The following is a 21,445-nucleotide window of genomic DNA, read 5'->3' on the forward strand; positions in this document are numbered from 1 at the left end:
GCTTTAGCCCCGCGAACATCTGCGCAAATTAGAGAAGCGCGCTTTGACTGAACCCGTGAGGTCAGCGAGGCCCCCCGCCCGGCGAAGTGTCGCTCAGCGGGGCTCTTCTGCTTTGTGTGGTGGTTTGGAGCGCCTATGTCAGAGGGTCTGACACATGGCAAAGGAGCGATAAGATGTTCGACACACTGAGCGAACGCCTTGGCGGGATTTTTGACGGTCTTACAGGCCGCGGCGCACTATCCGAAAAGGATGTGAGCGCTGCGCTGCGTGAGATTCGCGTTGCCCTGCTGGAGGCGGACGTCGCCCTGCCAGTGGTGAAGGACTTTATCGGCAATGTGAAATCCCGCGCCGTTGGCGAGGAAGTCATCCGCTCCGTCAAGCCGGGCCAGCAAGTCATCAAGATTGTCTATGACGCCCTCATCGAAATGCTGGGTGGCGAAGATAGTGATAGCAGCCTGCGCATCGACAGCCCGCCGGCGGTGATCCTTATGGCGGGCCTTCAGGGCTCCGGTAAGACGACGACCACGGGTAAGCTCGCAAAGCGCCTGTCTGAGAAAGAGCGCAAGAAGGTTCTGCTCGCTTCGCTCGACACACGCCGTCCGGCCGCCATGGAGCAGCTGGCCATCCTGGCTGACCAGTGCGGCGACAATGTTGTCTCCCTGCCTATCATTCAGGGCCAGCTGGCGACGGATATTGCCCGCCGCGCGATGAACGCCGCCAAGCTTGGCGGCTATGATGTGCTGATCCTCGATACGGCCGGCCGTACGACCATCGACGAGCAGATGATGAATGAAGTGGCGGAAATTGCGGACATCGCAGACCCGTCTGAAACCCTGCTGGTCGCAGACTCCCTGACCGGTCAGGACGCCGTTGAGACAGCCAACCGCTTCCATGCGCGCCTGCCGCTGACCGGGCTGGTCCTGACGCGGATGGATGGCGATGGCCGCGGCGGCGCTGCGCTATCCATGCGCGCCGTGACCGGCCTGCCGATCAAGTTCATGGGTGTCGGCGAAAAGCTGGACGGTCTGGATGCCTTCGATGCCAAGCGCGTCGCGGGCCGCATTCTGGGTCAGGGGGACATCGTCTCGCTGGTCGAGAAGGCTGCCGAGCAGATGGACGCCGCGAAGGCTGAACGCATGGCGGAGAAACTCCGCAAGGGTGAGTTCGATCTGGAAGACATGGCAGAACAGTTCCGCCAGATGCAGCGCATGGGCGGTCTTGGCGGCCTGATGGGCATGTTGCCTGGCGCGCGCAAGGCCAAACAGGCCATGGAATCTGCTAATCTGGATGACAATGTCCTGAAGCGGCAGGAAGCGATCATCATGTCGATGACCCGGCAGGAACGCCGCAAGCCGGCGGTTCTGAACGCATCGCGTCGTAAACGGATTGCCGCCGGTGCCGGCGTGACGGTGCAAGAGGTCAACAAGGTGCTGAAGATGCACCAACAGATGGCCGGCATGATGAAGAAGATGCGCAAGAAGGGCGGCATGAAAAACATGCTGGGCGCTGCGCAGGCGGCGGGTCTGTCTCCAGCAGATCTGGCGAAAATGGGTGGCCAGGGTGGTATGCCCGGCCTTGGCGGCGGATCGCTGCCGCCCGGTATGGGCGGACTGCCGGGCCTTGGGGGAGGCAAGAAGAAATGAACACGGACACAGACGCCATGGCCATGCTGCAGCTGACCAAGCTGCGCTCCAGCATCGACAATCTGGATGCGATCATCATCCATACCCTGGCCGAGCGCTTCAAGGCGACCCAGGAAGTCGGCAAGCTGAAAGCCGTGCACAATATGCCGCCTGCGGACAAAGCCCGCGAGGCGCGCCAGATCGACCGCCTGCGCACATTGGCACAGGAAAGCGGCCTTGACCCTGCCTTTGCCGAGAAACTTTTGAATTTCATCGTGGCGGAAGTCATCCGCCATCATGAGCAGATCCGCGACCTAGAAGCGGACGACTGAGTATTACATCCGAGACGCCAGACTTACAGGAGATACACACATGGCCCTCAAGATCCGACTCGCCCGTGGCGGGTCCAAGAAACGCCCCTTCTATTCCGTCGTTGTTGCAGACGCACGCGCCCCGCGCGATGGCCGCTTCATCGAGAAAATCGGCACGTATGATCCGCGCCAGCCGAAGGATTCCGAAAACCGCGTGAAAATCGACGGTGAGAAAGCTGCTGAATGGGTCCGCAAGGGCGCGCAGCCGACCGACCGCGTCGCACGCTTCCTGTCCCAGATCGAAGTTGACGGCAAGCCGATCCTGACCTGGGAACATGGCAACAACCCGAAGAAGGGTGAGCCAGGCAAGAAAGCGCAAGAGCGCGCTGCCGAGAAAGCTGAGAAGGCTGCTGCTGCCGCTGAGGCCGCCGCTGCTCCGGCAGAGGAAGAAGCTCCGGCTGCTGAAGAAGCCGCTGCTGAATAAGGCTGGCTGACAGTCTCGGAAATTCAAGGCCGGTGCCCGTCTGGGTGCCGGCCTTTTTCGTGGGCCGGTTCAGATTTGCGTAATTGCGCAGTCAGTCGCCCCTTGCGGGCGGTCCTATTCTGAACATTCAGCAACTGAAGGAACCCGGCAGCGTTCAGGCAGTATGGTCTAGGACAGGTCTAAGACCCGAAAGGAGACTGACATGCTGAAGACCCGCGATATGCGTAGCGCTGCCCTGGCCGCTGGTGCCCTTGCCCTCACTCTGCCTGCCGCAGCGGATTATCACTCCAAGCGTGGATATGATGGCTATGGAGGGCGTGGCCATGGGGAGGGAATTGTTCTGCATGCGGATGCGGATTTTTCGGGTGAGAGCATCCGTCTGAATGGCGCCGAGCCTGATCTCTCCCGTTTTCGCTTCAATGACAGGGTGTCTTCCATCAGTCTGCGCTCCGGTGCGTGGGAAGTCTGCACGGATGCAAACTTCCGGGGGCGATGCGAAGTGATCGATGGAAATGTCGCTCGACTGAATGAGTATCGGTTGAACGACAATATTTCTTCTGTTCGGCCTGTTAGCCGTCGTGGCGACTGGCGCGGACACCCCGGTGATCGCGAAGACTGGCAGGGCGGCCGGGGCGCGCGCGGTGGTCTTGTCCTGTTTGCGGATTCAGAATTGCGGGGCCCTTCCATTGAGATTGGCGAGGATGTGTCTGATCTCAACGCCTATCGCTTCAATGACAAGGCAAGTTCATTCCTCGTCACGCGCGGGACCTGGCAAGTCTGCGAGCATGCGAATTATCGGGGGCGGTGCGAGATCATCTCTGGCGGTGAGGGCGACCTCAAACCCATCCGGATGAATGACAATATTTCGTCGGTTCGGCGTTTCCATGGTCGCTGGTAGCCGTACGTGGCGCTTGCCCTGCGCTACCGTCTCGCTAGAGAAGGCAGAATGAGTGCAGATGAAAACAGGTTGATTGTCGTGGGCGCCATCAAAGGCGCCCATGGTGTGAGAGGAGAGGTGCGGGTGAAAAGCTTTACCGCCCTTCCCGAAGATGTGTTCGGCTATGGTGCCTTGATGGATGAGGCAGGCAAACCTGTCCTTACGCCGGTAAATACCAAGCCGGGCAAGGACCATTTCATCGTTCGCCCGAAGGAGCAGAAACAGAAAGAAGAGTGGGATGCCCTGAAGGGCACCCTGTTGCATGTGCCCCGGTCGCGCTTGCCCAATACGGAAGATGGCGAATTCTATATTGAAGACCTGATTGGCCTCAGCGTCTTTGCCGGCGGCAATGAACCGGCCGGCATGGTGCGCGCAGTGCAGAATTTCGGCGCGGATGATCTGCTGGAGATCCGCCTGAAAGATCACGGAGCCACAATACTCGTCCCGTTCACCCTGGTGGATGTGCCTATAGTTGATGTGGCCTCTGGCCGGGTCGTCATTCCTGATCTCACCACTTGGGCGGAGCACGACGAAAGCGACTGATCAGGCATGTTGCCGCCCGTTCAGGCAGAAGGTGGCATAAGACATGGGTTAAGAAACGAGGTATATTGCCCATGTTTACGAAACTCATCCGCTTTGCTGCGTTTCTGGCGCTCCCGCTAACCGCGGCCGGGACAGCTGCGGCGCAATATGAAGCGGCAGGCGAACCCGCAGGGCTGATGCTGTTCAGCGGCCAGGACTATCAGGGCGATGTGCGTGAAGTGTTTGAGCCGGTCTACACATTGAACGATTATCGCTTCAATGACCGGGCTCGCTCTGTCGCTGTGCTGTCAGGCGCGTGGGAGCTGTGCGAGCATTCCGATTTTACAGGGCGCTGCGTCTTCATCCGGCATGATGTTGCCGATCTAGACTGGTACGGGCTGGATTATGAAATCAGCTCCGCCCGCCCGATCTATGAATATACTGAGGCCGAACACGGCCTGATGTTCGTGCGGGATGATCAGGGCTACATCCGGTACGCCGACAATGATCGCTATGGCTATGACAATTATTCTCATGGGTACGGCGTCAGCACGCGGGTCAGCGTCTATCATTATGGCTATTCGCCGACATATCGGTCCTATGGATATTATGATCCGCGGTTTGGCTATGGACCTTACGGTTTTGCTTGGACTCGTCATGGCGTGAACCGTCATTACGGCCATGATTATCGGCGGGACTATCGTCATCGCAGGCCCGATCTAAGGGGGCATTATGGTGCACGTGATGGCGCCGTCACACTGTATGTCGATTCCTATGAAAGGGGGGCATCGCTGGGGCTGAATGAGGGTGTATCCGATCTTAGCCGCTACCGGTTCAACGACAATGTGTCCTCCATCAAGATCCGCAGCGGGAAGTGGGAAGTATGCGAGCATGCAAACTTCAAGGGCCGTTGCCAGATCATTGATGCGTCAAATGACAAGCTGAATGGCCTCCGCCTGAATGACAATATTTCTTCCATTCGTCCAGTGGACGGACAGGGCCATCGGGGAAACAGAAATGATGGCGATCGCCGTTATGACGGGCCACGAGGCGGGCGGGATCATCGAGGGGATCGTGACGATTCCCATCGCGGTGAGCGCAGGCCCCATACAGAGGGTGTCGTGACCCGCACCCGCGGAGATGGTCTGGCAGGCGGACCGGCCTCAGAGCAGGTAAGGCGTCCACAGCCGCGCCCGGGTCAGCCTGTGCGTGCGGACATCAATCGTCCGCAACGGGAAGGCCAGGCTCGTCAGGATGTCCTTCCGCAACGCGAACGCGTTCAGCAACAGCGCGTTCTCCCGAAGTCACCTGCTTTTCGTAATCGCGAGGATTTGGAGCGCCCGGACGCGGTGCAGGATGTGCGGCGCCGGGCAAAGCGTGCGCGTGACATCCGTCCGGTCGAGCGTCGTCCGCAGGAGGCCCGTTCTACGCCGCGTCGTGCCGAGCCTATTCGGCCACAAGGCCAGGCCGCACCTCAGCGGGCAAATGTACAATCCCAGTCTGCGCAGTCCCGGACGCCCGTACAAAGTCGGCCTCAGGCCAGGCCGCAACCCCAACGTCCGCAAGCGGCTCCGGCCCGGCCACAGCGCGCGCAGGTCCAGCCACCCCGGCCGCAGCCGCAGGCGCGCCCACAGCAGCAACCACAACCGCAGAGAAATAATGACAAGAGATCGCCAGCTCTGCGCGCTCGCGACAATCCTCAGAAGCAGTAAGACGTTAGGGGTCTCAGCCGAGCTTACGCCCGCGGGTCATTCCACTCGCGGGCGATGCCGTATCCGCCACGGCGGGTCAGCCAGAACATGCCGATCAGGTCAAACATGCCTGCACCGAGGCGGCCTAGAAAGCCGTATTTGGACTGACCGGCCAGGCGCTTGCGGTCATTCACCCTTTCTTCCCGAACATCCCAGCCAGCCCGCTTGATCAGGGCCGGCAGAAAGCGGTGCATTGAGGCAAAGAAGGGCAGGTCGCGGAAGGCCGCCGTGCGGATCAGTTTCCAGCCGCAGCCCGTATCGGTGGCATCATCGCGCAGCACAAACCTGCGAACGCCATTGGCCACGCGGGATTGCACCCATTTGAAGCCGGAATCATTCCGGCTATTGCGCTTGCCGGCAATGATGCCGAGCCGGGCCGGTGCACCGGGCTGAATGATCTCCTTCCAGAGGCGGGCCGTGTCGGCCGGATCATTCTGGCCATCGCCATCCAGCAGCTGCACCCATTCCCCGCGCGCGGATTTCAGGCCGGTGAACAGGGCGGCAGATTTGCCGCGCCGCGCGACATGGTTCAGCACGATCACTGTGTCTGGATGTTTCGCCTTGACCTCAGCCAGTTCGGCGGCTGTCGCATCAGCCGAGCAGTCATTCACGCAAATGACCTCGAAGGCGATGCCGGACAGCTGTTCATGCACCTCATCTATGACGGGGTGCACATTGCCCTCTTCATTGAAGAAGGGGATCAGAACCGAAAGGGCGGGGCGAGTTTCCATCCTCTCTGGACTAGAGGTTGCGGCAGGCGCGGTCCAGCCTCATTTATCTGCCGCATCGGCGCGGCGACGCAGTTCAATCTCTGCCTTGTGGTCACCTGACAGGGCAGCCTGTTTCAGCTCGGCTGGCGTCATGCTGGCATAGGTTTCCGGCGGCTCTGTTGAGGCCTTGCCGGGTTTGCGCCCCATGCAGAGTGCGATGACGCTGGCAAAAATGCCCATGCCCCTGATCCTTCTTTATTCGTGTCGGGCTAAACTATGCCTGTTGTCAGCCGATCCGGAAAGGTGGAGAAGGCCCACATTCAGGAGGGGGATATGGACATTTATCATATCTGGTTCGATCTGAGGCCGGGCACGGATGAGCGGGCCTTTGCGCCAGCCCTTTCGGCTTTTCTGGATCACATGCGTGATGAGGGCCGCATTGAGGCATGGCGGATGATGCGCTGCAAGCTGGGGCTGAGGCCCGATGATGTGCGCGAGTTTCACATCATGATCGAAACGCAAGACCTGGCGCAGCTGGACAGCGCCTTCAAGGCGGCCGCGGCACGCTCCGGTGAAATGGATACGCTGCATTTTACGGCCAATGCGATGGTGACCAACGTCAAATTCGGTCTGTTCCGCGATTGGCCGGACCGGGCGTGACAGCATATGCGTGACGGCGGGGTCTGCCTGCGCTAAAGGCTCGCCTCATGTTCGAGACAAGTTTCATCACCCTGTTCCCCGAGGCTTTTCCGGGGCCGCTGGGCGTTTCCATTCTGGAGCGCGCCCGCAAGGAAGGCATCTGGAATTGGGAGACGGTGGATCTGCGTCCCTTCGGCCTTGGCAAGCACAAGAACGTCGATGCGCCGCCCGCCGGGGGCGGGGCCGGGATGGTGATCCGCCCGGATGTGGCGAGTGCTGCGATTGAGAGTATCGACACGGCTGACAAGCATCTTGTCTATCTATCGCCGCGCGGTGTGCCGTTCACCCAGTCCAAGGCGCATCAATATGCGGGCGGTAAGGGGCTGGTGCTGTTTTGCGGCCGGTTTGAAGGCCTGGACCAGCGCGCCATTGATGCGCATGGACTGGAAGAGGTCTCCATGGGCGACTATGTGCTGGCGGGCGGAGAGGTTGCCGCCATGGCGATGGTCGAGGCTGTTGTGCGGCTTTTGCCCGGTGTGGCGGGCAATGAAGCCTCTTTGACCGACGAATCCTTCGAGAATGGATTGCTGGAACATGACCAGTACACCCTGCCCAGGCAGTGGGGTGAGCGCGGGACTCCGGAGGTTTTGCTGTCTGGAGATCACAAACGTATAGAAGAATGGCGGTTTAACAGCGCAAAAGCGTTGACAAAAGAACGCCGTCCCGATTTATACGCCGCTTACTCCAAGACCCACGAATTCCAACCGCCGGAGACAGGCGATGAACATGATTGAACAGCTTGAAGCGGAAGAGTTCGCCCGCGTTGTCGGCGACAAGAACATTCCAGACTTCTCCCCGGGCGATACGCTGTCTGTGAACGTCCGCATCAAGGAAGGCGACCGTGAGCGCGTGCAGCGCTTCGAAGGCGTCTGCATTGCCCGCGCAGGCGGTGGCATCAATGAGAGCTTCACGGTTCGCAAGATTTCCTTCGGTGAAGGCGTAGAGCGTGTATTCCCGCTCGCTTCCCCGATGATCGAAAGCATCGAAGTGAAGCGCAAGGGCCGCGTGCGCCGTGCGAAACTCTACTATCTGCGCGACCGTCGCGGTAAATCTGCCCGTATCGCAGAGCGTACCACCGGTCATGGCATCGAGACGGTCGAGATCGCCGTTTCCAAGACCGAGCGTCGCCGCCAGAAAGATGCAGAAAAAGCTGCCCGCAAGGAAGCTGCTGCCAAGGCGCGCGAAGAAGCTGCCAAGACGAAAGCCGCTGAAGAGGCTGCCGCCGCTGCAGCTGCTGAGGCCGAAGCAGCTGCCGCTGAAGGTGCTGCTGAAGAATAGATTGCCCGGCCCATGGCCAGGATTTGAAACAGCGCTTCTGCCAAAAGCAGGGGCGCTTTTCTTTTGGGGCGTAGGATTTTGTGCCACGGTCAGGCCATGAGAAATCTCTGTCTTACGGTTCTGTGTGCGGGGTTGCTGGCCGGCTGTGATGCCCCGCAGGAAACGCTCAGCATTACCGTGCCAGCCTGCCGCCCGCCCGGTGTGGACCAGGGCATCCTGTCGATTGGCGAGGTCAGCTTTCAACCCGCCCAGGTACAGGCTGAGGCAATCGAAGACGCGCTGGGCCGTCCGGCCCTGTCGATCCGTCTGGATGAGGCGGGAGCAGAGGATCTGGCCGGTCTGACGCGGGAGAATATTGGGCAGACACTGCCCTTGCGCGTGGACGATGAGGTTATCATGTCTCCTATCGTAACGGAGGCAATCTCCGGCGGAATGCTGCAGGTTGCGGGCGATTTCGACAGGGACGAGCTGGAAAGTCTGGTCCGCCGACTGTTGCCGCCATGCGACCAAGAGGCGGGTTGAAGCACTTGCCCCTTTCCAGCAGCGCTTTCGTCGCTATTGTGCGCCGCGAAATGAAGAGATGAGGGTTCAATGGCCGGCAAGACGCTTTACGACAAGATCTGGGACGCGCACGTGGTGCATACGGATGCAGATACGGGTGAAAGCCTCCTCTATATCGATCTGCATCTTATCCACGAAGTGACGACGCCTCAGGCCTTTGCCGGTTTGAAGGCAGCCGGACGGGGCGTGAGACGTCGAGACCTGACACTGGCCGTGGCGGACCATAATACGCCAACGGAAAACCAGTCGGCTGGCCTGGCCGGTGTGAAAGACCCGGAGGCGCGCAACCAACTGGAAACGCTGACGCGCAATGTTGCCGAATACGAAATCGAGTATTTTCCGATGGGGGATATTCGCAACGGCATCGTGCATGTCGTCGGCCCGGAGCAGGGACGTACGCAACCCGGTATGACGATTGTCTGCGGCGACAGTCACACCTCTACGCATGGTGCATTTGGCGCGCTGGCGCATGGCATCGGCACGAGTGAAGTGGAGCATGTGCTGGCAACGCAGACCCTTCGGGCCCGCAAGATGAAGAACATGGCAATTGAGGTGTCCGGCAGCCTGAAAGAGGGCGTCACGGCGAAAGACCTGGCGTTGCACATCATTTCCGTCATCGGGACGGCAGGCGGCACAGGCCATGTCATGGAGTTTCGCGGCGGTGCGATCCGCAAGCTCTCCATGGAAGGGCGCATGACGCTGTGCAATCTGTCTATAGAGGGCGGCGCGCGTGCAGGTCTCGTCGCGCCGGATGAGAAAACCTTCGCCTATATCAAGGGCCGCCCGGCCGCGCCGAAGGCTGGCGCCTGGGATCTGGCCGAAACATATTGGCGCACACTGCACAGCGATGATGACGCCGTATTTGACGAAATCGTCCACATCAAGGGTGAAGATGTCGAGCCGACCGTGACCTGGGGCACCAGTCCGGAGCAGGGCATTGCCCTGTCAGGCATTATTCCGAAGCCGGAAGACTTTGACGATCCGGTCAAGGCGGCCGCCTGTGAACGGGCGCTGGCCTATATGGGGCTTGAAGGCGGCAAGCCGATCAAAGGTACGCCAGTTCAGCGTGTCTTTATCGGATCATGCACCAATAGCCGGATCGAAGATTTGCGCGCCGCGGCCGATGTCGCCAAAGGCAATCATGTGGCCGAAGGCGTGCGGGCCATGGTCGTGCCGGGCTCAGGTCTCGTGCGGGTGCAGGCCGAAGAGGAAGGTCTGGACCAGATCTTCATCGAGGCGGGCTTTGAATGGCGCGAGCCGGGCTGTTCCATGTGCCTCGGCATGAACCCGGACACGCTCGCCCCCGGTGAGCGCTGTGCATCGACGTCCAACCGCAACTTTGAAGGCCGCCAAGGCCGCGATGGCCGCACGCATCTGATGAGCCCTGCACTGGCGGCACGCGCCGCGATTACCGGTGTGATTGGCTAAACCGAGCTTTAAGTTGCCTCTGCGGTGGCAGGGGAGGATAGTCCGGCCAAAGTATAACCCAGATCATGGAGTTGTTGATGGCTGGACCTGTTTCTCTTCCCGGTGGTGTGACTTTGGATGGCCCGCGTGGACGCACCTATGCGTCCATTCTGGAAACTGTCGGCTCAACGCCGCTGGTCGCCGCGCCGAAATTCGCTGAGTCCGAGGGCGTGAAGGCCACCCTTCTCTTCAAGTGCGAATTCTTCAATCCGCTGGCGAGCGTAAAGGACCGGATCGGTCTGAACATGATCCTGCAGCTGGAAGCGACCGGGAAGCTGAAGCCCGGTGGCACGCTTGTGGAGCCGACCTCTGGCAATACCGGGATCGCGCTGGCATTTGTCGCGGCGAGCCGGGGGTATCGCCTGATCCTGACCATGCCGGAATCCATGTCGATCGAGCGGCGGCGCATGTTGGCCTATCTGGGGGCAGAACTTGAACTGACGCCCAAGGAAAAGGGCATGGGCGGCGCCATAGCCAAGGCCAAGGAGATCCTTGAAGCAACCGAAGGCGCTGTGATGCCGAGTCAGTTCGACAATCCGGCAAACCCTGCCATTCATGAAGTGACCACGGCAGAGGAAATCTGGACCGACACGGACGGCGCTGTTGATGCGGTCATCGCAGGGATCGGCACGGGCGGCACGTTTACCGGATGCGGTAAAGTGCTGAAGACGCGCAAGCCAGAGCTGAAAATGTATGCTGTCGAGCCGGAAGGCAGCCCGGTCCTGTCTGGCGGAGAGCCGGGCCCGCACATGATCCAGGGCATTGGTGCGGGCTTTATTCCGGGCAATGCCGATACATCCCTGCTGGATGAAGTGGTAAAGGTGTCGAATGATGAGGCCTTCGCCACCGCCCGCAAACTGGCCATGCTGGAAGGTATTCCAGGCGGGATTTCTTCAGGCGCAGCCGCAGCTGCGGCTGTGAAAATCGGCCAGCGCGATGAGATGGAGGGCAAAACGATTGTCACCATCCTGCCAAGCTTTGCGGAGCGGTATGTCTCGACAGCGCTGTTCGACGGGCTGTAATCTGGCCGGATGATTACAGCTCTCGACCATATTGTGCTGGTTTGCCCCGACATTGAGGCAGCCACGGGCGTCTATTCGGCCTTGCTGGGGCGGCAGCCGGATTGGCGTGCCTCATCGGAGGGGGCGGCCACGGCGATCTTTCGCGTTGCGAACACGGCGATTGAGTTGATGGCGCCAGATGGCGAAGGCGCTGTGGCGGATCGTCTGCGGGAGATCATCACGGAAGAGGGGCCGGGCCTGAAGAGTCTCGCCTTCGCAGCGGAGGATATTGGCTTCGCCCATCACAAGCTGACGCGCCGGGGCCTGATGCCTGGCGAGATCAGTGAAAGCGCCAGCATCAACGAAATCGACGGAAAAACGCGCAAATGGAGCCGTTTTCGCTGTTGTGACACTGAAACCGGCGGCGTGAAAGTGTTTGTCATTGCGCCGGAAACGCCTTTGCCTGTGCAAGATGCAGGGGCAGATCAGGTCATGTCCCTGGACCATATTGTCATTGATACACCAAATCCCGACAGGGCGCTGGGGCTCTATGGGGCCCGGATTGGCCTCGACCTGGCGCTCGACCGGACACGGGAAGCGTGGAAGACGCGGTTTCTGTTTTTCCGCACGGGCGGGCTGACCTTTGAAGTGATCCACAGGCTGGGGGAAGCGCATGATCCTGCCGGTCCGGACAGGATCTGGGGGCTGACCTGGCAGGTAGAGGATTTGCAGGCGGCGTATGACCGGCTATCTGAAGCCGGATTCAATGTTTCGGAGCTGCGCAAGGGACGCAAACCCGGATCCACGGTTTTCACGGTGCGCGACGGCACAATGGGGGTCCCCACCCTGTTCATCGCGCATAGTTCAGGATAGGACACGTTTCCATGAAAGCATTTACTCAACTGACCGGAACGGCGGCCCCTCTGCTGGAAAAGGGCAAGCCGATGTCGAATGTCGACACCGACATGATCATCCCGAAACAATTCCTGAAGACGACGGAACGCACAGGCCTCTCCAAGGGCCTGTTTCACGAACTGAAAACCCTGTCAGATGGCTCGCCAAACCCGCAATTCGTTCTGAATCGCCCGGAATATGCGACGGCCAGCATCCTGATCGCGGGCAAGAATTTTGGCTGCGGTTCCTCTCGTGAGCATGCGCCGTGGGCGCTGCTGGATCAGGGGATTACCTGCGTTATCGCGCCGAGCTTTGCCGATATCTTCCACAATAATTGCTACAAGAACGGCATTTTGCCGGTCTGCTTGCCGGAAGATGTCTGCCAGAAGCTGGCGGAACAGGCGGGCGGGTCGAACCATGTCTTTACCGTCGACCTGGAAGCGCAGACTGTGACCGGGCCGGATGGTGAGAGCCATGGTTTTGAGGTCGATGAAGGCCGTAAGGCGAATTTGATGGCAGGTCTGGATGAGATTGGCGCGTCGCTGACCGCTTCCGCGCGAATTGACGCCTTTGAAGCCGAGCGCAAACTTACAAAACCCTGGCTGGAGCCAGCCCGGTAAACGTCTGAAGGAGGCCAGGCAGATGCGCAAACTCACAGGTCTTGTTGCGGGGCTGTTTCTGTTGGGCGCTGTGAGCGCCTGCCATACAGACCCGTTCAGCACCAAGCCGGAAGTGAATGTCAAACTGCCTGCCAAGAAAGCCCCTGCAGATGATGGGGCGCAAGACACAGGCGAGGAAAGCCCGTCACAGCCATGATTGTCATTGAGGGCACGGTGCGATTGCCGGTCGGGAATATTGAGGCCGCGAAGCCTGCAATGTTTGCCATGGTGTCGGCCAGTCGCGCGGAAGAGGGGTGTATCGATTACGCCTACGCCTTCGACCTTGTTGATCCGGGCCTTGTTCGCGTAACGGAGAGATGGGAGAGCCGCGCCGCTCTGGAGGCACATTTCAAGACAGCGCATATGGCAAAATGGCGCCAATCTTTTCCCGATCTTGGCATTACAGATCGCTCGCTTCGACTTTATGAGGCTGAGGCTGAGCCGATCTGACGCGCGACCGTTCCGGTCTCCCCCGTTGCGCAGACGCAGCCCCGCCGTTACTAGAAATCGCAATAGCTGTGCCCGTTGGCGGCGCAGGCCCAAACTCAGTGGAGTGTAAGACGTGAAACAGACTCTTTTGCTGCTGCCCGGTGACGGAATTGGCCCGGAAGTGATTGCCGAGGTCAAGCGGCTGGTGGATTTGCTCGCGCCGGATCTGGAGATTGAGGAAGGTCTTGTGGGTGGCGCGTCCTATGACGCGCATGGCACGCCGCTGACGGATGAAACCTTGCAGCGCGCACTGGCCTCTGATGCCGTTCTGCTTGGCGCGGTGGGTGGCCCGAAATGGGTCGGCACGGCCCGTGACAAACGCCCTGAGGCGGGCCTGCTGGCACTGCGTAAGGGCCTCGACGTGTTCGCCAATCTACGGCCGGCTTTCTGCTTTCCCGCGCTGGTCAGCGAATCCAGCCTGAAGCCGGAGGTGGTGGAAGGTCTGGACATCATGATCGTCCGGGAGCTGACGGGCGGCGTCTATTTCGGCACGCCGCGCGGTATCGATGAAAAGGGTGGTCTGCGTCGCGGTTATGACACTGCGATCTACACCCATCCGGAAATCGAGCGCGTAACACGCGTTGCGTTCGAGATTGCCCGTGGCCGGTCTGGCCGGGTTTGCTCGGTCGAGAAGTCGAACGTGATGGATTCCGGCCTGTTCTGGCGCCAGGAAGTAACGCTCGCCCATGCCGAGCTGGGAGCGGGTGTGGACCTTTCCCATATGTATGCAGATGCCTGCGCCATGGAACTCGTCCGTGCACCGAAACAGTTCGATGTGATCCTGGCGGATAATCTGTTCGGGGACATCCTATCGGATGAGGCCGCCATGCTGACCGGGTCTATTGGTATGCTGCCGTCAGCTTCTCTTGGCGCTGAGGGCACGCCGGGCCTGTATGAACCTGTCCATGGGTCTGCGCCCGACATTGCAGGCAAGGGCATCGCAAACCCGTGCGCGGCCATCCTCTCCTTTGAAATGGCGCTGCGCTGGTCTCTGAGCCGTGGGAAAGTGGCAGACGCGCTGTTCGCAGCTGTGGGTGCTGCACTCGACAAGGGCGCGCGTACCAAGGATCTTGGCGGTGAGTTAAGCACGCGCGAGATGACGGACGCGATTATCGCGGCGCTCTAGGATTTTTCTTTGGTTTTGCGGGTGCCGGGCGCAGGCGGGTCTTGCGGCGGCCCCGCAAAGCATTGCGCCTTTTCCATCCAGGCTTTTGCATTGCCGCCATGCACATTCAGGGCCGTATCCTGAATATTTCGCGTCTGCGTAACGACCTGACAGAACGCTTCAGCAGCGCCTTCAATGCGCTCCGCGGCGCTTTCATCCCCATAAGTCCAGATCTCTCCGGATGGGGCAGTCAGAACAAGATGCGGCATGGGTTGGGGGATGTCTTCCTTGCGGTTCAGGAAGGTCCAGCCATATGTGTTGACGCCCAGCACGACGATATTCCGTATGCGGTCTTCATTCTGTCGGATGATGCCTAGCTGGTCATACACTTCCTGACCGTGTGCCCAGGTCTCCATCAGACGTGCTGTGATGGAAGACCGCGCACTCATGGAGGGGCCGACCCACGCAAGGCGCTGGCTCGGGTCTGCCTCCGCGAAGGCGCCTGCTGTCTCCTGAGCCAGTTGCAGCCAGTCTGCGCGCAACGCTGTTCCAGACAGGCCACCGAAATGCTCGGATTCCTTCTCGGTCAGGGAACCCGCCTTAAGAGCGTCCATCAGATCCGAAACCAGCGTGTGGAACGCCGCCTCGTCTTTGAGGGAAAAGAGGGCGGCCTTGTTCCAGAAATGCAAATGGCGGATCACCATATCGATGGTCCACGCCTTGAAGCCGGTTTCCTGAAGATAGTCGGCGTCTTCAAGCGGAGCGATGAGATCGCCCAGGGCGCGCGTTTCTGCGAGAAAATCCAGCGCTTGCTGCATCGGGCCTAGCTATAGTCTGCGATGCGACAGAGCAGGTTGCCGCGAAACTCGAAGAAGCTGGCGCCGCGTACTTTCACGGTTTCACCGGAACGAATGCCGTTCGGCAGGTCAACGGCGGCCTTTCCTTCGAATTCGATTTCTGCGGCCGCTTTGCCTGCGCCCGAGACAATATTGACCAGCCTTTGCCGACGATAAGTGAAGGCGTTGCCGGACAATTCAGCCACTTGGCGCATCATGTCCTTGCCATCAAGGCGCATGGATTGGCCGGTATTAGAAATATTTTCGAAGACAACATCTTCAGTGACGCAATCGAGCATGCCGTCGATGTCGCGGGCGTTGTAACTGGCGATGTAACGGTTGATCACGTCATCTAGCACGACGGCAACCTCCAGAGTTTGTGTTGTTTTTGGTCTGCCTCAGCAGCGACACTTTAGCAACAGGCTTTCGTAACACGCAAAGATGCGTCATAAGCCCCACTTCATTTTAGGAGCAGGAATATCATGGCTACTCGGATCGCAGTTGTTGGCGCCACAGGAAATGTGGGACGCGAACTCCTGAACATTCTGGACGAGCGCATGTTCCCGGCAGACGAAGTTTTCGCCGTGGCATCGCGCCGTTCCGTGGGTAAGGAAGTCTCATACGGGGACAAGACGCTCAAATGCCATGCTATTGAGGATTTTGACTTCTCCCAGGTCGATCTTGTTCTGATGTCCGCCGGCGGTGCCGCCTCCAAGGAGTGGTGCCCTAAGATTGCCAAGGCTGGTGCCATCACGATCGATAACTCTTCCGCCTGGCGGATGGACCCGGATGTGCCGCTCGTCGTGCCGGAATGCAATGGCGAAGCCGTTCTTGGCTATGAGAAGAAGATGATCATTGCGAACCCCAACTGCTCCACGGCGCAACTGGTCGTGGCGCTTAAGCCTTTGCATGACGCGGTCGGCATCACGCGTGTGGTGTGTTCAACATATCAGTCCGTTTCCGGCGCCGGCAAGGACGCCATGGACGAGCTTTGGAATCAGACGCGCGGCGTGTTCGTAAATGACGAGCCGACCCCGGAAATCTTCCAGAAGGAAATCGCCTTCAACGTGATCCCGCAAATTGACGTGTTCATGGATGACGGGTTCACCAAGGAAGAGTGGAAAATGCGCGTCGAGACGAAGAAGATCCTCGACGAATCCATCGAGCTGGTGGCCACCTGTGTGCGCGTGCCGGTCTTTGTGGGCCACTCCGAAGCGGTGAATGTTGAGCTGGCCGCGCCGATGACGGCCGCGAAGGCCAGGGAAATCCTGCGTGAGAGCCCCGGCATCATGTTGGTCGATGATCCGAAGGAAGACCTCTACATCACACCGAAAGAATGCGTCGGTGATTGGGCGACCTATATCTCGCGCGTGCGCAAGGACCCGACTGTAGAGAACGGCATCATGTTCTGGTGTGTCTCTGACAATCTCCGTAAGGGCGCTGCGCTGAATGCGGTGCAGATTGCTGAAGAATTGCTTAACCGCGGGGTTCTCAAGCCTGAGAAGCAGCCGGTCACAACGAACTAGGCTCAGAGCCTATTCATTCATGAATTGGAATAGCCCGGCTTACATGGGAGCCGGGCTATTTCATTAAGTGAGAAAAAGGGGGTAGTGCCTGCCAGCGGCGGCGGATAGAGCGTTGCGGCATGAATGCTGAGACACGCCTTGGATTTTTCGCGGGCCTGGGGGCCTATTTCATCTGGGGCAGTCTGCCGCTGTACATCCGGTTGATGGACCATATCAGCGCCACGGAATTGTTTGCGCAGCGTGTTGTCTGGTCTGTTCCCACCGCTTTGATCCTGATCGGCGTGGCCGCCAAATGGCGCGATGTACGCGTAGCATTCCAATGGCGGAATGTTCGCTGGCTGGCTATTTCAGGCCTACTGATTGGCGCAAACTGGGCCTGTTACATCTGGGCAGTGCATGCCAACCGCACGGTTGAGGCTTCGCTTGGATATTACATAAATCCGCTTGTGAATGTGCTGTTCGGCATGCTCATTTTCTCCGAACGTCTCCGCAAGGCGCAATGGGTGGCCGTCTCGCTTGCAACCATCGGTGTGGGGGTCATGACACTGGCGTATGGCCATGTACCATGGGTCGCTTTGTTCCTGTGTGTCACCTTTGCGATCTACTCGCTCATTCGCAAGCAGGTTGCCGTCGACAGCCGCGCCGGGTTCCTGGTGGAGATCGCGCTGCTGGCGCCTCTGGCGCTGACCTGGCTGGCTTGGTTTTCGTCGCAGCCAGGCAATAAGTTGATGGGGAATGGCGGCTGGGACGTTGTTCTACTGATGGCGGCAGGTCCGATCACATCCGTGCCGCTGATCCTGTTTGCCTTGTCCGCAAGACGGCTGAAGCTCTCAACGCTTGGTATGATGCAGTATATCGGCCCGACGCTTCAGTTCCTGATTGCCACGCTGGTCTTCCGTGAAGCATTCAGTTGGACGCATGGCGTGGCCTTCGGCTTCATCTGGCTCGCGTTGATCATCTTCACGTCTGACAGTGTGATGGGCGAAGCGAAGGCCCGCCGCCTGGCGCGCGCGGCGCGGATCGCCTGATAAAAAATAAGCCCCGGCCTTTTGAGGGACCGGGGCGAAGTCGTGTCAGGATGGGAATATCCTGAAAGGTCTGGGGCAAGACTTGTACCACATTTCAGGACGGACGGCCCGTCGAGAAGGCAATCCACACGGCGATGCTGGCCAGTGTCAGCGCGAAGGCCCCGCGAACCCATACATCCTTGCGGTAGCGTTCCAGGGTTGCGCCCAGCCGGTCTCCTGCCAGGACAATCGCAACATGGACTGTCACGGCGACGGCAAGATGGATCAGGCCAAGCAGGATGATCTGCATCCAGAGGGGGCCATAGGCCTCGTTCGCGAACTGACCGACAATGACCAAATAAAAGACCAGAGCTTTCGGGTTCAGCAGATTGGCAATCAGCCCTCGGCGGAACCCGGCATAGCTGTCTCTCTGAAGCGGGGAGGCAATCCCGGTGTCACGCCAGGCTTCGACAGCGAGATACAGCATGAAAGCCACACCAGCCCATCTGAGACCCTCATACAGAACCGGCATTTCAGAGAGCGCTGCGGACAAACCGGTTGCCGCCGCCAGGATCTGTACGAACAGCCCGATCGTGACCCCGACAACAGCTGTCAGGCCAACGCGGCGACCACGTTGCGCCGACAAGGCTGCCAGCCAGCCCATATTCGGGCCGGGGGTCAGCTCAACCGCTGCCATGGCGATCAGAAAAGCGGGCCAATCGACATTTGAAAGCATCGTCTCAGAGTGCCTCGTACACGGCTTCAACCAGACGCACAGCACGCGGATCGCCCACCAGCACATTGGATTGCCGATTCATCACATAGGCGCAGGTCAGCCCATTGCGGGTATCCGCCACAGCCATGGACCCGCCCCAGCCGGAATGCCCGAGCGTAGTCGGTTCCGGTCCGAAAAGGCCGTGCGTATTATGCATGATGCCCGCGCCAAAGCTGGTAATCATTGGCAGGACAAGATCCGGGCCATGGGTACGCGCCTCTGTCAGGGCGTCATATGTGGAGGGCTGCATAAGACCTGCACCTGTGCGCGTATAGGTATTGTAGATGCCTGCCACGGAAACGGCTGTGCCATGACCATTGGCTGACGGAATCTCGATCTCGCGCCAGATGGCCCCGCCGCGATTGGGCGCTGACCATTTGCTGACAAAAGCGGCGCGCCGGGCATCATTGATCTCTCCCAGTTCCGCAAGGGCCCGGGGGCGCTGGATATCGGCGCAGCGATCATGTTCACTGGCTGGTGTGCCAATGAAAAAGTCCTGATCCGGAAAAAGTGTTTTCAGGGTCGTGCCAAGTGTCTCACCACTGATGCGGCGGGCTATTTCTCCGACGAGATAGCCCCAGCTAAGTGGATGATAGCCATGCGCAGTTCCCGGAGGCCACATCGGCGCTAGCTCTGCCAGCGCGGCTGCGCAGGCAGCAGGGTCCAGCCAAAGCTCCGGGTCAATCTCTTCCGGAAAGCCGGGCAGACCAGCCTGATGACTGGCAACCTCGCCAATCGTGACGGCTTGCTTTCCGTTGGCTGCGAATTCAGGCCAGATCTCCGAGACGGGCGTTTCATATCCGGCTGGCAGGCGCTCTACCAAAGTGGCCAGGACGAGAGCGGCGATGCCCTTGGTCGTGGAGTAGATGGGTACTAGGGTCCGGTCGTTCCAGGGGTGCGTCTTCTGCCGGTCTGCCCAGCCGCCTACAAGCGAGACAACAAGCTCATCATCCTTGTAGACGGCAAAACCGGCACCAAGCTCCTCGCCATTGGAGAAATTGGCCTCAAACACCTCCCGCACAGCTGAGAAAGCGGGATCTGTATGTCCGGAAATTGGAAAATCACTCATTCAGGATGACCTTTAGCGCTCTTGATCTTTACGTTTCGACAGTTCACCCCTTCCCGCGCACACGTCAAACAGTCAAGGAACCTGCCGCCAATGTCTATGTCGCATCATCGTCCCCGTCGGTCCTGTCTTTATATGCCGGGCGCCAATGAGCGTGCCCTGGAAAAGGCCAAGGGCCTGCAGGCAGACACGTTGATCCTAGACCTTGAGGATGCCGTCGCTCCGGAAGCAAAGGAAGCCGCCCGCGAATCGATTCGTACGGCTGTTACGGCCGGTGGATACGGGCACCGTGAGATTGTGGTTCGGATGAATGGCCTGGAGACGGAATGGGGACAGGCAGACCTGAAAATGGCCGTTGAGGCCGGAGCAGATGCGATTCTGGCTCCAAAAGTCATTGATGGCGGCGACATTGACCGCCTGAACGATGCGATGAGCCGGGCAGGCGCGCCGGATACGATGGGCCTATGGGTCATGATTGAGATGCCTAAGGCGATCCTTAACATCCAGGACATTGCCGAGGCCGCGGGCCGCACACGTCTCACCACCTTTGTCATGGGGACCAATGATCTGGCCAAGGAATACCGCGCACGCATGACGCCGGATCGGTTGGCCTTCCAGACCGCTCTGGGCCTCAGCATTGCTGCAGCGCGGGCCTATGACATCATCGCCATCGACGGCGTTTACAATGACATCAAGAATGAAGACGGGCTGATCGCCGAGTGTGAGCAGGGTCGTGACATGGGCTTTGACGGCAAGACGTTGATCCATCCCTCCCAGCTGGACGCGGCCAACCGCATTTTTGCGCCAAGCCCCCATGATGTGGAACACGCGCAGGCCGTGATTGAAGCGTTTGCCGATCCGGAAAATGCTGGCAAAGGCGTTCTCAAGGTGAATGGCAAGATGACCGAGCTGCTCCATCTGGATGAAGCGCGCCGGACTGTCGCAATGGCTGAAGCCATCCGTGAATTTGAAGACTGAGGCCATACATAGCCAAACTGAGCATCATTACGATGCCTGAGTTGAGAGGAGAGGCATGACCTATATTCTACTTCACCATTCCGGTTGCAGCACGTCGCGCAAGGGGCTCGCCTTGCTTGAGGAGAATGGCGTTCAGCCGGAAGTGCGTAAATATATGAACGCTTCAGAGGCGCTCAGCGTGGATGAGCTGAAGGACGTTGCCAAAAAGATGGGAGCATCCTCGCCCCGGGCCTTTCTGCGTGACAAGAATGCCGCCGAAGTCGGGATTGATGACAAGTCGTCTGACGAGGCGATCTTCGAGGCCATGGCGGCCAATCCGAAGATCATCCAGCGCCCAATCGGCATTGTCGGCAAGAAGGCCGTTCTGGGCCGTCCGATCGAGGAGCTTCTGAAACTCGTTTGAGTTCTGTCGAATCCGGCCTGAAACATGTGAATTCAGGCCGGATTCGGTGAAATTTCATCGATCTCCCACGCGAAAGGGCAATATCTGTGTGGGATATCAGTAACCATGATGTTATTACTGATTCTCGCGGCGCTTCTTATTGCCTTTGCCGGTTTCTGCGCCTTCGGCTTGCCTTACATGTTATGTGGCCCGCGCATGCTCGACGAATTGCAGGACAATCGTGAGCAGCAAATCATGGGTAGTGTGATTGTTGGCGTGATCATCATGCTCGTTCTGTCGCCTTTTGCCTCATCGGCCTTGATTTCTGCCACCGCCCAAGTGCAGGTGATGGCCGACACATTTGTGGGGCAAGGCTGGAGCTGAT

The 21,445-nt window shown here is 59.3% G+C and carries 28 protein-coding genes; 22 read left to right on the plus strand and 6 right to left on the minus strand.

Features of this window, described 5'->3' with window-relative positions:
- Positions 1-173 precede the first annotated feature (173 nt).
- From ffh to HY2_RS17565, 6 genes are all read left to right on the plus strand, one after another.
- On the plus strand, positions 174-1,643 hold the full coding sequence (ffh, locus tag HY2_RS15435) for a signal recognition particle protein (RefSeq protein ID WP_034829236.1): 1,470 nt from the start codon (positions 174-176) through the stop codon (positions 1,641-1,643).
- On the plus strand, positions 1,640-1,954 hold the full coding sequence (locus HY2_RS15440; RefSeq protein ID WP_034829238.1) for a chorismate mutase: 315 nt from the start codon (positions 1,640-1,642) through the stop codon (positions 1,952-1,954). The genes ffh and HY2_RS15440 overlap by 4 nt, the downstream gene beginning before the upstream one ends.
- 40 nt (positions 1,955-1,994) lie before the next feature.
- Entirely contained in the window at positions 1,995-2,417 is a 423-nt protein-coding gene (gene rpsP / locus HY2_RS17895) for a 30S ribosomal protein S16 (protein ID WP_034829240.1), read from the plus strand.
- A gap of 202 nt (positions 2,418-2,619) precedes the next feature.
- The gene (locus HY2_RS16925; protein ID WP_051595107.1) at positions 2,620-3,315 is read left to right on the plus strand and encodes a beta/gamma crystallin-related protein; all 696 of its coding nucleotides are present in this window, start codon (positions 2,620-2,622) and stop codon (positions 3,313-3,315) included.
- A gap of 48 nt (positions 3,316-3,363) precedes the next feature.
- Positions 3,364-3,897, plus strand: coding sequence for a ribosome maturation factor RimM (gene rimM / locus HY2_RS15460; RefSeq protein WP_034829241.1), 534 nt, complete (start codon positions 3,364-3,366; stop codon positions 3,895-3,897).
- A gap of 71 nt (positions 3,898-3,968) precedes the next feature.
- Complete coding sequence (locus HY2_RS17565; RefSeq protein WP_051595108.1) at positions 3,969-5,588, plus strand: beta/gamma crystallin-related protein; 1,620 nt, start codon at positions 3,969-3,971, stop codon at positions 5,586-5,588.
- A 23-nt stretch (positions 5,589-5,611) separates the two neighbouring features.
- Here HY2_RS17565 and HY2_RS15470 read toward each other — a convergent pair whose 3' ends face one another.
- Together HY2_RS15470 and HY2_RS15475 are read right to left on the minus strand one after the other, a co-directional pair.
- Positions 5,612-6,358: a glycosyltransferase family 2 protein gene (locus HY2_RS15470; RefSeq protein ID WP_034829243.1), complete on the minus strand. Its 747-nt coding sequence runs from the start codon at positions 6,356-6,358 to the stop codon at positions 5,612-5,614.
- A 39-nt stretch (positions 6,359-6,397) separates the two neighbouring features.
- The gene (locus HY2_RS15475; RefSeq protein WP_034829245.1) at positions 6,398-6,577 is read right to left on the minus strand and encodes a hypothetical protein; all 180 of its coding nucleotides are present in this window, start codon (positions 6,575-6,577) and stop codon (positions 6,398-6,400) included.
- Between the two features lie 93 nt (positions 6,578-6,670).
- On the opposite strand from HY2_RS15475, the gene HY2_RS15480 reads away from it, so the two are divergent.
- The 11 genes from HY2_RS15480 (at position 6,671) to leuB (ending at position 14,511) form a co-directional block, all read left to right on the plus strand.
- Positions 6,671-6,997 (plus strand): DUF6614 family protein, encoded by a 327-nt coding sequence (locus tag HY2_RS15480; RefSeq protein WP_034829247.1) that lies wholly within the window; start codon positions 6,671-6,673, stop codon positions 6,995-6,997.
- Positions 6,998-7,044: 47 nt separating this feature from the next.
- Complete coding sequence (trmD, locus tag HY2_RS15485; RefSeq protein ID WP_034829249.1) at positions 7,045-7,770, plus strand: tRNA (guanosine(37)-N1)-methyltransferase TrmD; 726 nt, start codon at positions 7,045-7,047, stop codon at positions 7,768-7,770.
- The gene (rplS, locus tag HY2_RS17900; RefSeq protein WP_034829251.1) at positions 7,757-8,314 is read left to right on the plus strand and encodes a 50S ribosomal protein L19; all 558 of its coding nucleotides are present in this window, start codon (positions 7,757-7,759) and stop codon (positions 8,312-8,314) included. The genes trmD and rplS overlap by 14 nt, the downstream gene beginning before the upstream one ends.
- 96 nt (positions 8,315-8,410) lie before the next feature.
- On the plus strand, positions 8,411-8,836 hold the full coding sequence (locus tag HY2_RS15495) for a SecDF P1 head subdomain-containing protein (protein ID WP_146617136.1): 426 nt from the start codon (positions 8,411-8,413) through the stop codon (positions 8,834-8,836).
- A gap of 69 nt (positions 8,837-8,905) precedes the next feature.
- Positions 8,906-10,303 carry a 3-isopropylmalate dehydratase large subunit gene (gene leuC, locus HY2_RS15500; RefSeq protein WP_034829254.1) on the plus strand — a complete coding sequence of 466 codons (1,398 nt, stop codon included), beginning with the start codon at positions 8,906-8,908 and terminating at the stop codon, positions 10,301-10,303.
- A 77-nt stretch (positions 10,304-10,380) separates the two neighbouring features.
- Positions 10,381-11,364 (plus strand): cysteine synthase A, encoded by a 984-nt coding sequence (gene cysK / locus HY2_RS15505; protein ID WP_034829370.1) that lies wholly within the window; start codon positions 10,381-10,383, stop codon positions 11,362-11,364.
- 9 nt (positions 11,365-11,373) lie between these two features.
- Entirely contained in the window at positions 11,374-12,216 is an 843-nt protein-coding gene (locus HY2_RS15510) for a VOC family protein (RefSeq protein ID WP_034829256.1), read from the plus strand.
- Positions 12,217-12,227: 11 nt separating this feature from the next.
- Complete coding sequence (leuD, locus tag HY2_RS15515) at positions 12,228-12,857, plus strand: 3-isopropylmalate dehydratase small subunit (protein ID WP_034829258.1); 630 nt, start codon at positions 12,228-12,230, stop codon at positions 12,855-12,857.
- Between the two features lie 22 nt (positions 12,858-12,879).
- Positions 12,880-13,053, plus strand: coding sequence for a hypothetical protein (locus tag HY2_RS17395; RefSeq protein ID WP_155836568.1), 174 nt, complete (start codon positions 12,880-12,882; stop codon positions 13,051-13,053).
- The gene (locus tag HY2_RS15520) at positions 13,050-13,346 is read left to right on the plus strand and encodes a putative quinol monooxygenase (protein ID WP_034829260.1); all 297 of its coding nucleotides are present in this window, start codon (positions 13,050-13,052) and stop codon (positions 13,344-13,346) included. Before HY2_RS17395 ends, HY2_RS15520 begins: the two co-directional genes overlap by 4 nt.
- Positions 13,347-13,458: 112 nt before the next feature.
- Entirely contained in the window at positions 13,459-14,511 is a 1,053-nt protein-coding gene (gene leuB, locus HY2_RS15525) for a 3-isopropylmalate dehydrogenase (protein WP_034829261.1), read from the plus strand.
- Here the strand turns inward: leuB and HY2_RS15530 are convergent.
- Together HY2_RS15530 and HY2_RS15535 are read right to left on the minus strand one after the other, a co-directional pair.
- Positions 14,508-15,308 (minus strand): TIGR03084 family metal-binding protein, encoded by an 801-nt coding sequence (locus HY2_RS15530; protein WP_034829262.1) that lies wholly within the window; start codon positions 15,306-15,308, stop codon positions 14,508-14,510. The two genes, leuB and HY2_RS15530, sit on opposite strands and share 4 nt — an antisense overlap.
- Positions 15,309-15,313: 5 nt before the next feature.
- Positions 15,314-15,685: a nuclear transport factor 2 family protein gene (locus tag HY2_RS15535; RefSeq protein ID WP_034793115.1), complete on the minus strand. Its 372-nt coding sequence runs from the start codon at positions 15,683-15,685 to the stop codon at positions 15,314-15,316.
- 123 nt (positions 15,686-15,808) lie between these two features.
- Here HY2_RS15535 and HY2_RS15540 point away from each other — a divergent pair, with 123 nt between their 5' ends.
- Positions 15,809-16,852, plus strand: coding sequence for an aspartate-semialdehyde dehydrogenase (locus tag HY2_RS15540; RefSeq protein WP_034829263.1), 1,044 nt, complete (start codon positions 15,809-15,811; stop codon positions 16,850-16,852).
- 119 nt (positions 16,853-16,971) lie between these two features.
- On the plus strand, positions 16,972-17,880 hold the full coding sequence (rarD, locus tag HY2_RS15545; RefSeq protein WP_034829264.1) for an EamA family transporter RarD: 909 nt from the start codon (positions 16,972-16,974) through the stop codon (positions 17,878-17,880).
- Between the two features lie 94 nt (positions 17,881-17,974).
- Here the strand turns inward: rarD and HY2_RS15550 are convergent, their stop codons facing one another.
- Both HY2_RS15550 and HY2_RS15555 read right to left on the minus strand, forming a co-directional pair.
- Positions 17,975-18,556, minus strand: coding sequence for a LysE family translocator (locus HY2_RS15550; protein ID WP_233346388.1), 582 nt, complete (start codon positions 18,554-18,556; stop codon positions 17,975-17,977).
- Between the two features lie 43 nt (positions 18,557-18,599).
- On the minus strand, positions 18,600-19,703 hold the full coding sequence (locus tag HY2_RS15555; protein WP_034829266.1) for a serine hydrolase domain-containing protein: 1,104 nt from the start codon (positions 19,701-19,703) through the stop codon (positions 18,600-18,602).
- A 90-nt stretch (positions 19,704-19,793) separates the two neighbouring features.
- Between HY2_RS15555 and HY2_RS15560 the strand changes: the two genes are divergently transcribed.
- The 3 genes from HY2_RS15560 to HY2_RS15570 all read left to right on the plus strand — a co-directional run bounded on the left by HY2_RS15560 (position 19,794) and on the right by HY2_RS15570 (position 21,444).
- Positions 19,794-20,678 (plus strand): HpcH/HpaI aldolase/citrate lyase family protein, encoded by an 885-nt coding sequence (locus tag HY2_RS15560; RefSeq protein WP_034829267.1) that lies wholly within the window; start codon positions 19,794-19,796, stop codon positions 20,676-20,678.
- 55 nt (positions 20,679-20,733) lie between these two features.
- Positions 20,734-21,081, plus strand: coding sequence for an ArsC/Spx/MgsR family protein (locus HY2_RS15565; RefSeq protein ID WP_034829268.1), 348 nt, complete (start codon positions 20,734-20,736; stop codon positions 21,079-21,081).
- Positions 21,082-21,186: 105 nt separating this feature from the next.
- Complete coding sequence (locus HY2_RS15570; RefSeq protein WP_034829269.1) at positions 21,187-21,444, plus strand: hypothetical protein; 258 nt, start codon at positions 21,187-21,189, stop codon at positions 21,442-21,444.
- Position 21,445 lies beyond the last annotated feature (1 nt).

It is taken from the genome of Hyphomonas pacifica (assembly GCF_000682675.1).
In the GTDB taxonomy this organism is placed as follows: Bacteria; Pseudomonadota; Alphaproteobacteria; order Caulobacterales; family Hyphomonadaceae; genus Hyphomonas; species Hyphomonas pacifica.

Coding starts and splice junctions, on each gene's coding strand:
- ffh (WP_034829236.1), top strand. CDS start 174: ATGTTCGACACACTGAGCGAACGCCTTGGCGGGATTTTTGACGGTCTT.
- HY2_RS15440 (WP_034829238.1), top strand. CDS start 1,640: ATGAACACGGACACAGACGCCATGGCCATGCTGCAGCTGACCAAGCTG.
- rpsP (WP_034829240.1), top strand. CDS start 1,995: ATGGCCCTCAAGATCCGACTCGCCCGTGGCGGGTCCAAGAAACGCCCC.
- HY2_RS16925 (WP_051595107.1), top strand. CDS start 2,620: ATGCTGAAGACCCGCGATATGCGTAGCGCTGCCCTGGCCGCTGGTGCC.
- rimM (WP_034829241.1), top strand. CDS start 3,364: ATGAGTGCAGATGAAAACAGGTTGATTGTCGTGGGCGCCATCAAAGGC.
- HY2_RS17565 (WP_051595108.1), top strand. CDS start 3,969: ATGTTTACGAAACTCATCCGCTTTGCTGCGTTTCTGGCGCTCCCGCTA.
- HY2_RS15470 (WP_034829243.1), bottom strand. CDS start 6,358: ATGGAAACTCGCCCCGCCCTTTCGGTTCTGATCCCCTTCTTCAATGAA.
- HY2_RS15475 (WP_034829245.1), bottom strand. CDS start 6,577: ATGGGCATTTTTGCCAGCGTCATCGCACTCTGCATGGGGCGCAAACCC.
- HY2_RS15480 (WP_034829247.1), top strand. CDS start 6,671: ATGGACATTTATCATATCTGGTTCGATCTGAGGCCGGGCACGGATGAG.
- trmD (WP_034829249.1), top strand. CDS start 7,045: ATGTTCGAGACAAGTTTCATCACCCTGTTCCCCGAGGCTTTTCCGGGG.
- rplS (WP_034829251.1), top strand. CDS start 7,757: ATGAACATGATTGAACAGCTTGAAGCGGAAGAGTTCGCCCGCGTTGTC.
- HY2_RS15495 (WP_146617136.1), top strand. CDS start 8,411: ATGAGAAATCTCTGTCTTACGGTTCTGTGTGCGGGGTTGCTGGCCGGC.
- leuC (WP_034829254.1), top strand. CDS start 8,906: ATGGCCGGCAAGACGCTTTACGACAAGATCTGGGACGCGCACGTGGTG.
- cysK (WP_034829370.1), top strand. CDS start 10,381: ATGGCTGGACCTGTTTCTCTTCCCGGTGGTGTGACTTTGGATGGCCCG.
- HY2_RS15510 (WP_034829256.1), top strand. CDS start 11,374: ATGATTACAGCTCTCGACCATATTGTGCTGGTTTGCCCCGACATTGAG.
- leuD (WP_034829258.1), top strand. CDS start 12,228: ATGAAAGCATTTACTCAACTGACCGGAACGGCGGCCCCTCTGCTGGAA.
- HY2_RS17395 (WP_155836568.1), top strand. CDS start 12,880: ATGCGCAAACTCACAGGTCTTGTTGCGGGGCTGTTTCTGTTGGGCGCT.
- HY2_RS15520 (WP_034829260.1), top strand. CDS start 13,050: ATGATTGTCATTGAGGGCACGGTGCGATTGCCGGTCGGGAATATTGAG.
- HY2_RS15530 (WP_034829262.1), bottom strand. CDS start 15,308: ATGCAGCAAGCGCTGGATTTTCTCGCAGAAACGCGCGCCCTGGGCGAT.
- HY2_RS15540 (WP_034829263.1), top strand. CDS start 15,809: ATGGCTACTCGGATCGCAGTTGTTGGCGCCACAGGAAATGTGGGACGC.
- rarD (WP_034829264.1), top strand. CDS start 16,972: ATGAATGCTGAGACACGCCTTGGATTTTTCGCGGGCCTGGGGGCCTAT.
- HY2_RS15550 (WP_233346388.1), bottom strand. CDS start 18,556: ATGGCAGCGGTTGAGCTGACCCCCGGCCCGAATATGGGCTGGCTGGCA.
- HY2_RS15555 (WP_034829266.1), bottom strand. CDS start 19,703: ATGAGTGATTTTCCAATTTCCGGACATACAGATCCCGCTTTCTCAGCT.
- HY2_RS15560 (WP_034829267.1), top strand. CDS start 19,794: ATGTCTATGTCGCATCATCGTCCCCGTCGGTCCTGTCTTTATATGCCG.
- HY2_RS15565 (WP_034829268.1), top strand. CDS start 20,734: ATGACCTATATTCTACTTCACCATTCCGGTTGCAGCACGTCGCGCAAG.
- HY2_RS15570 (WP_034829269.1), top strand. CDS start 21,187: ATGATGTTATTACTGATTCTCGCGGCGCTTCTTATTGCCTTTGCCGGT.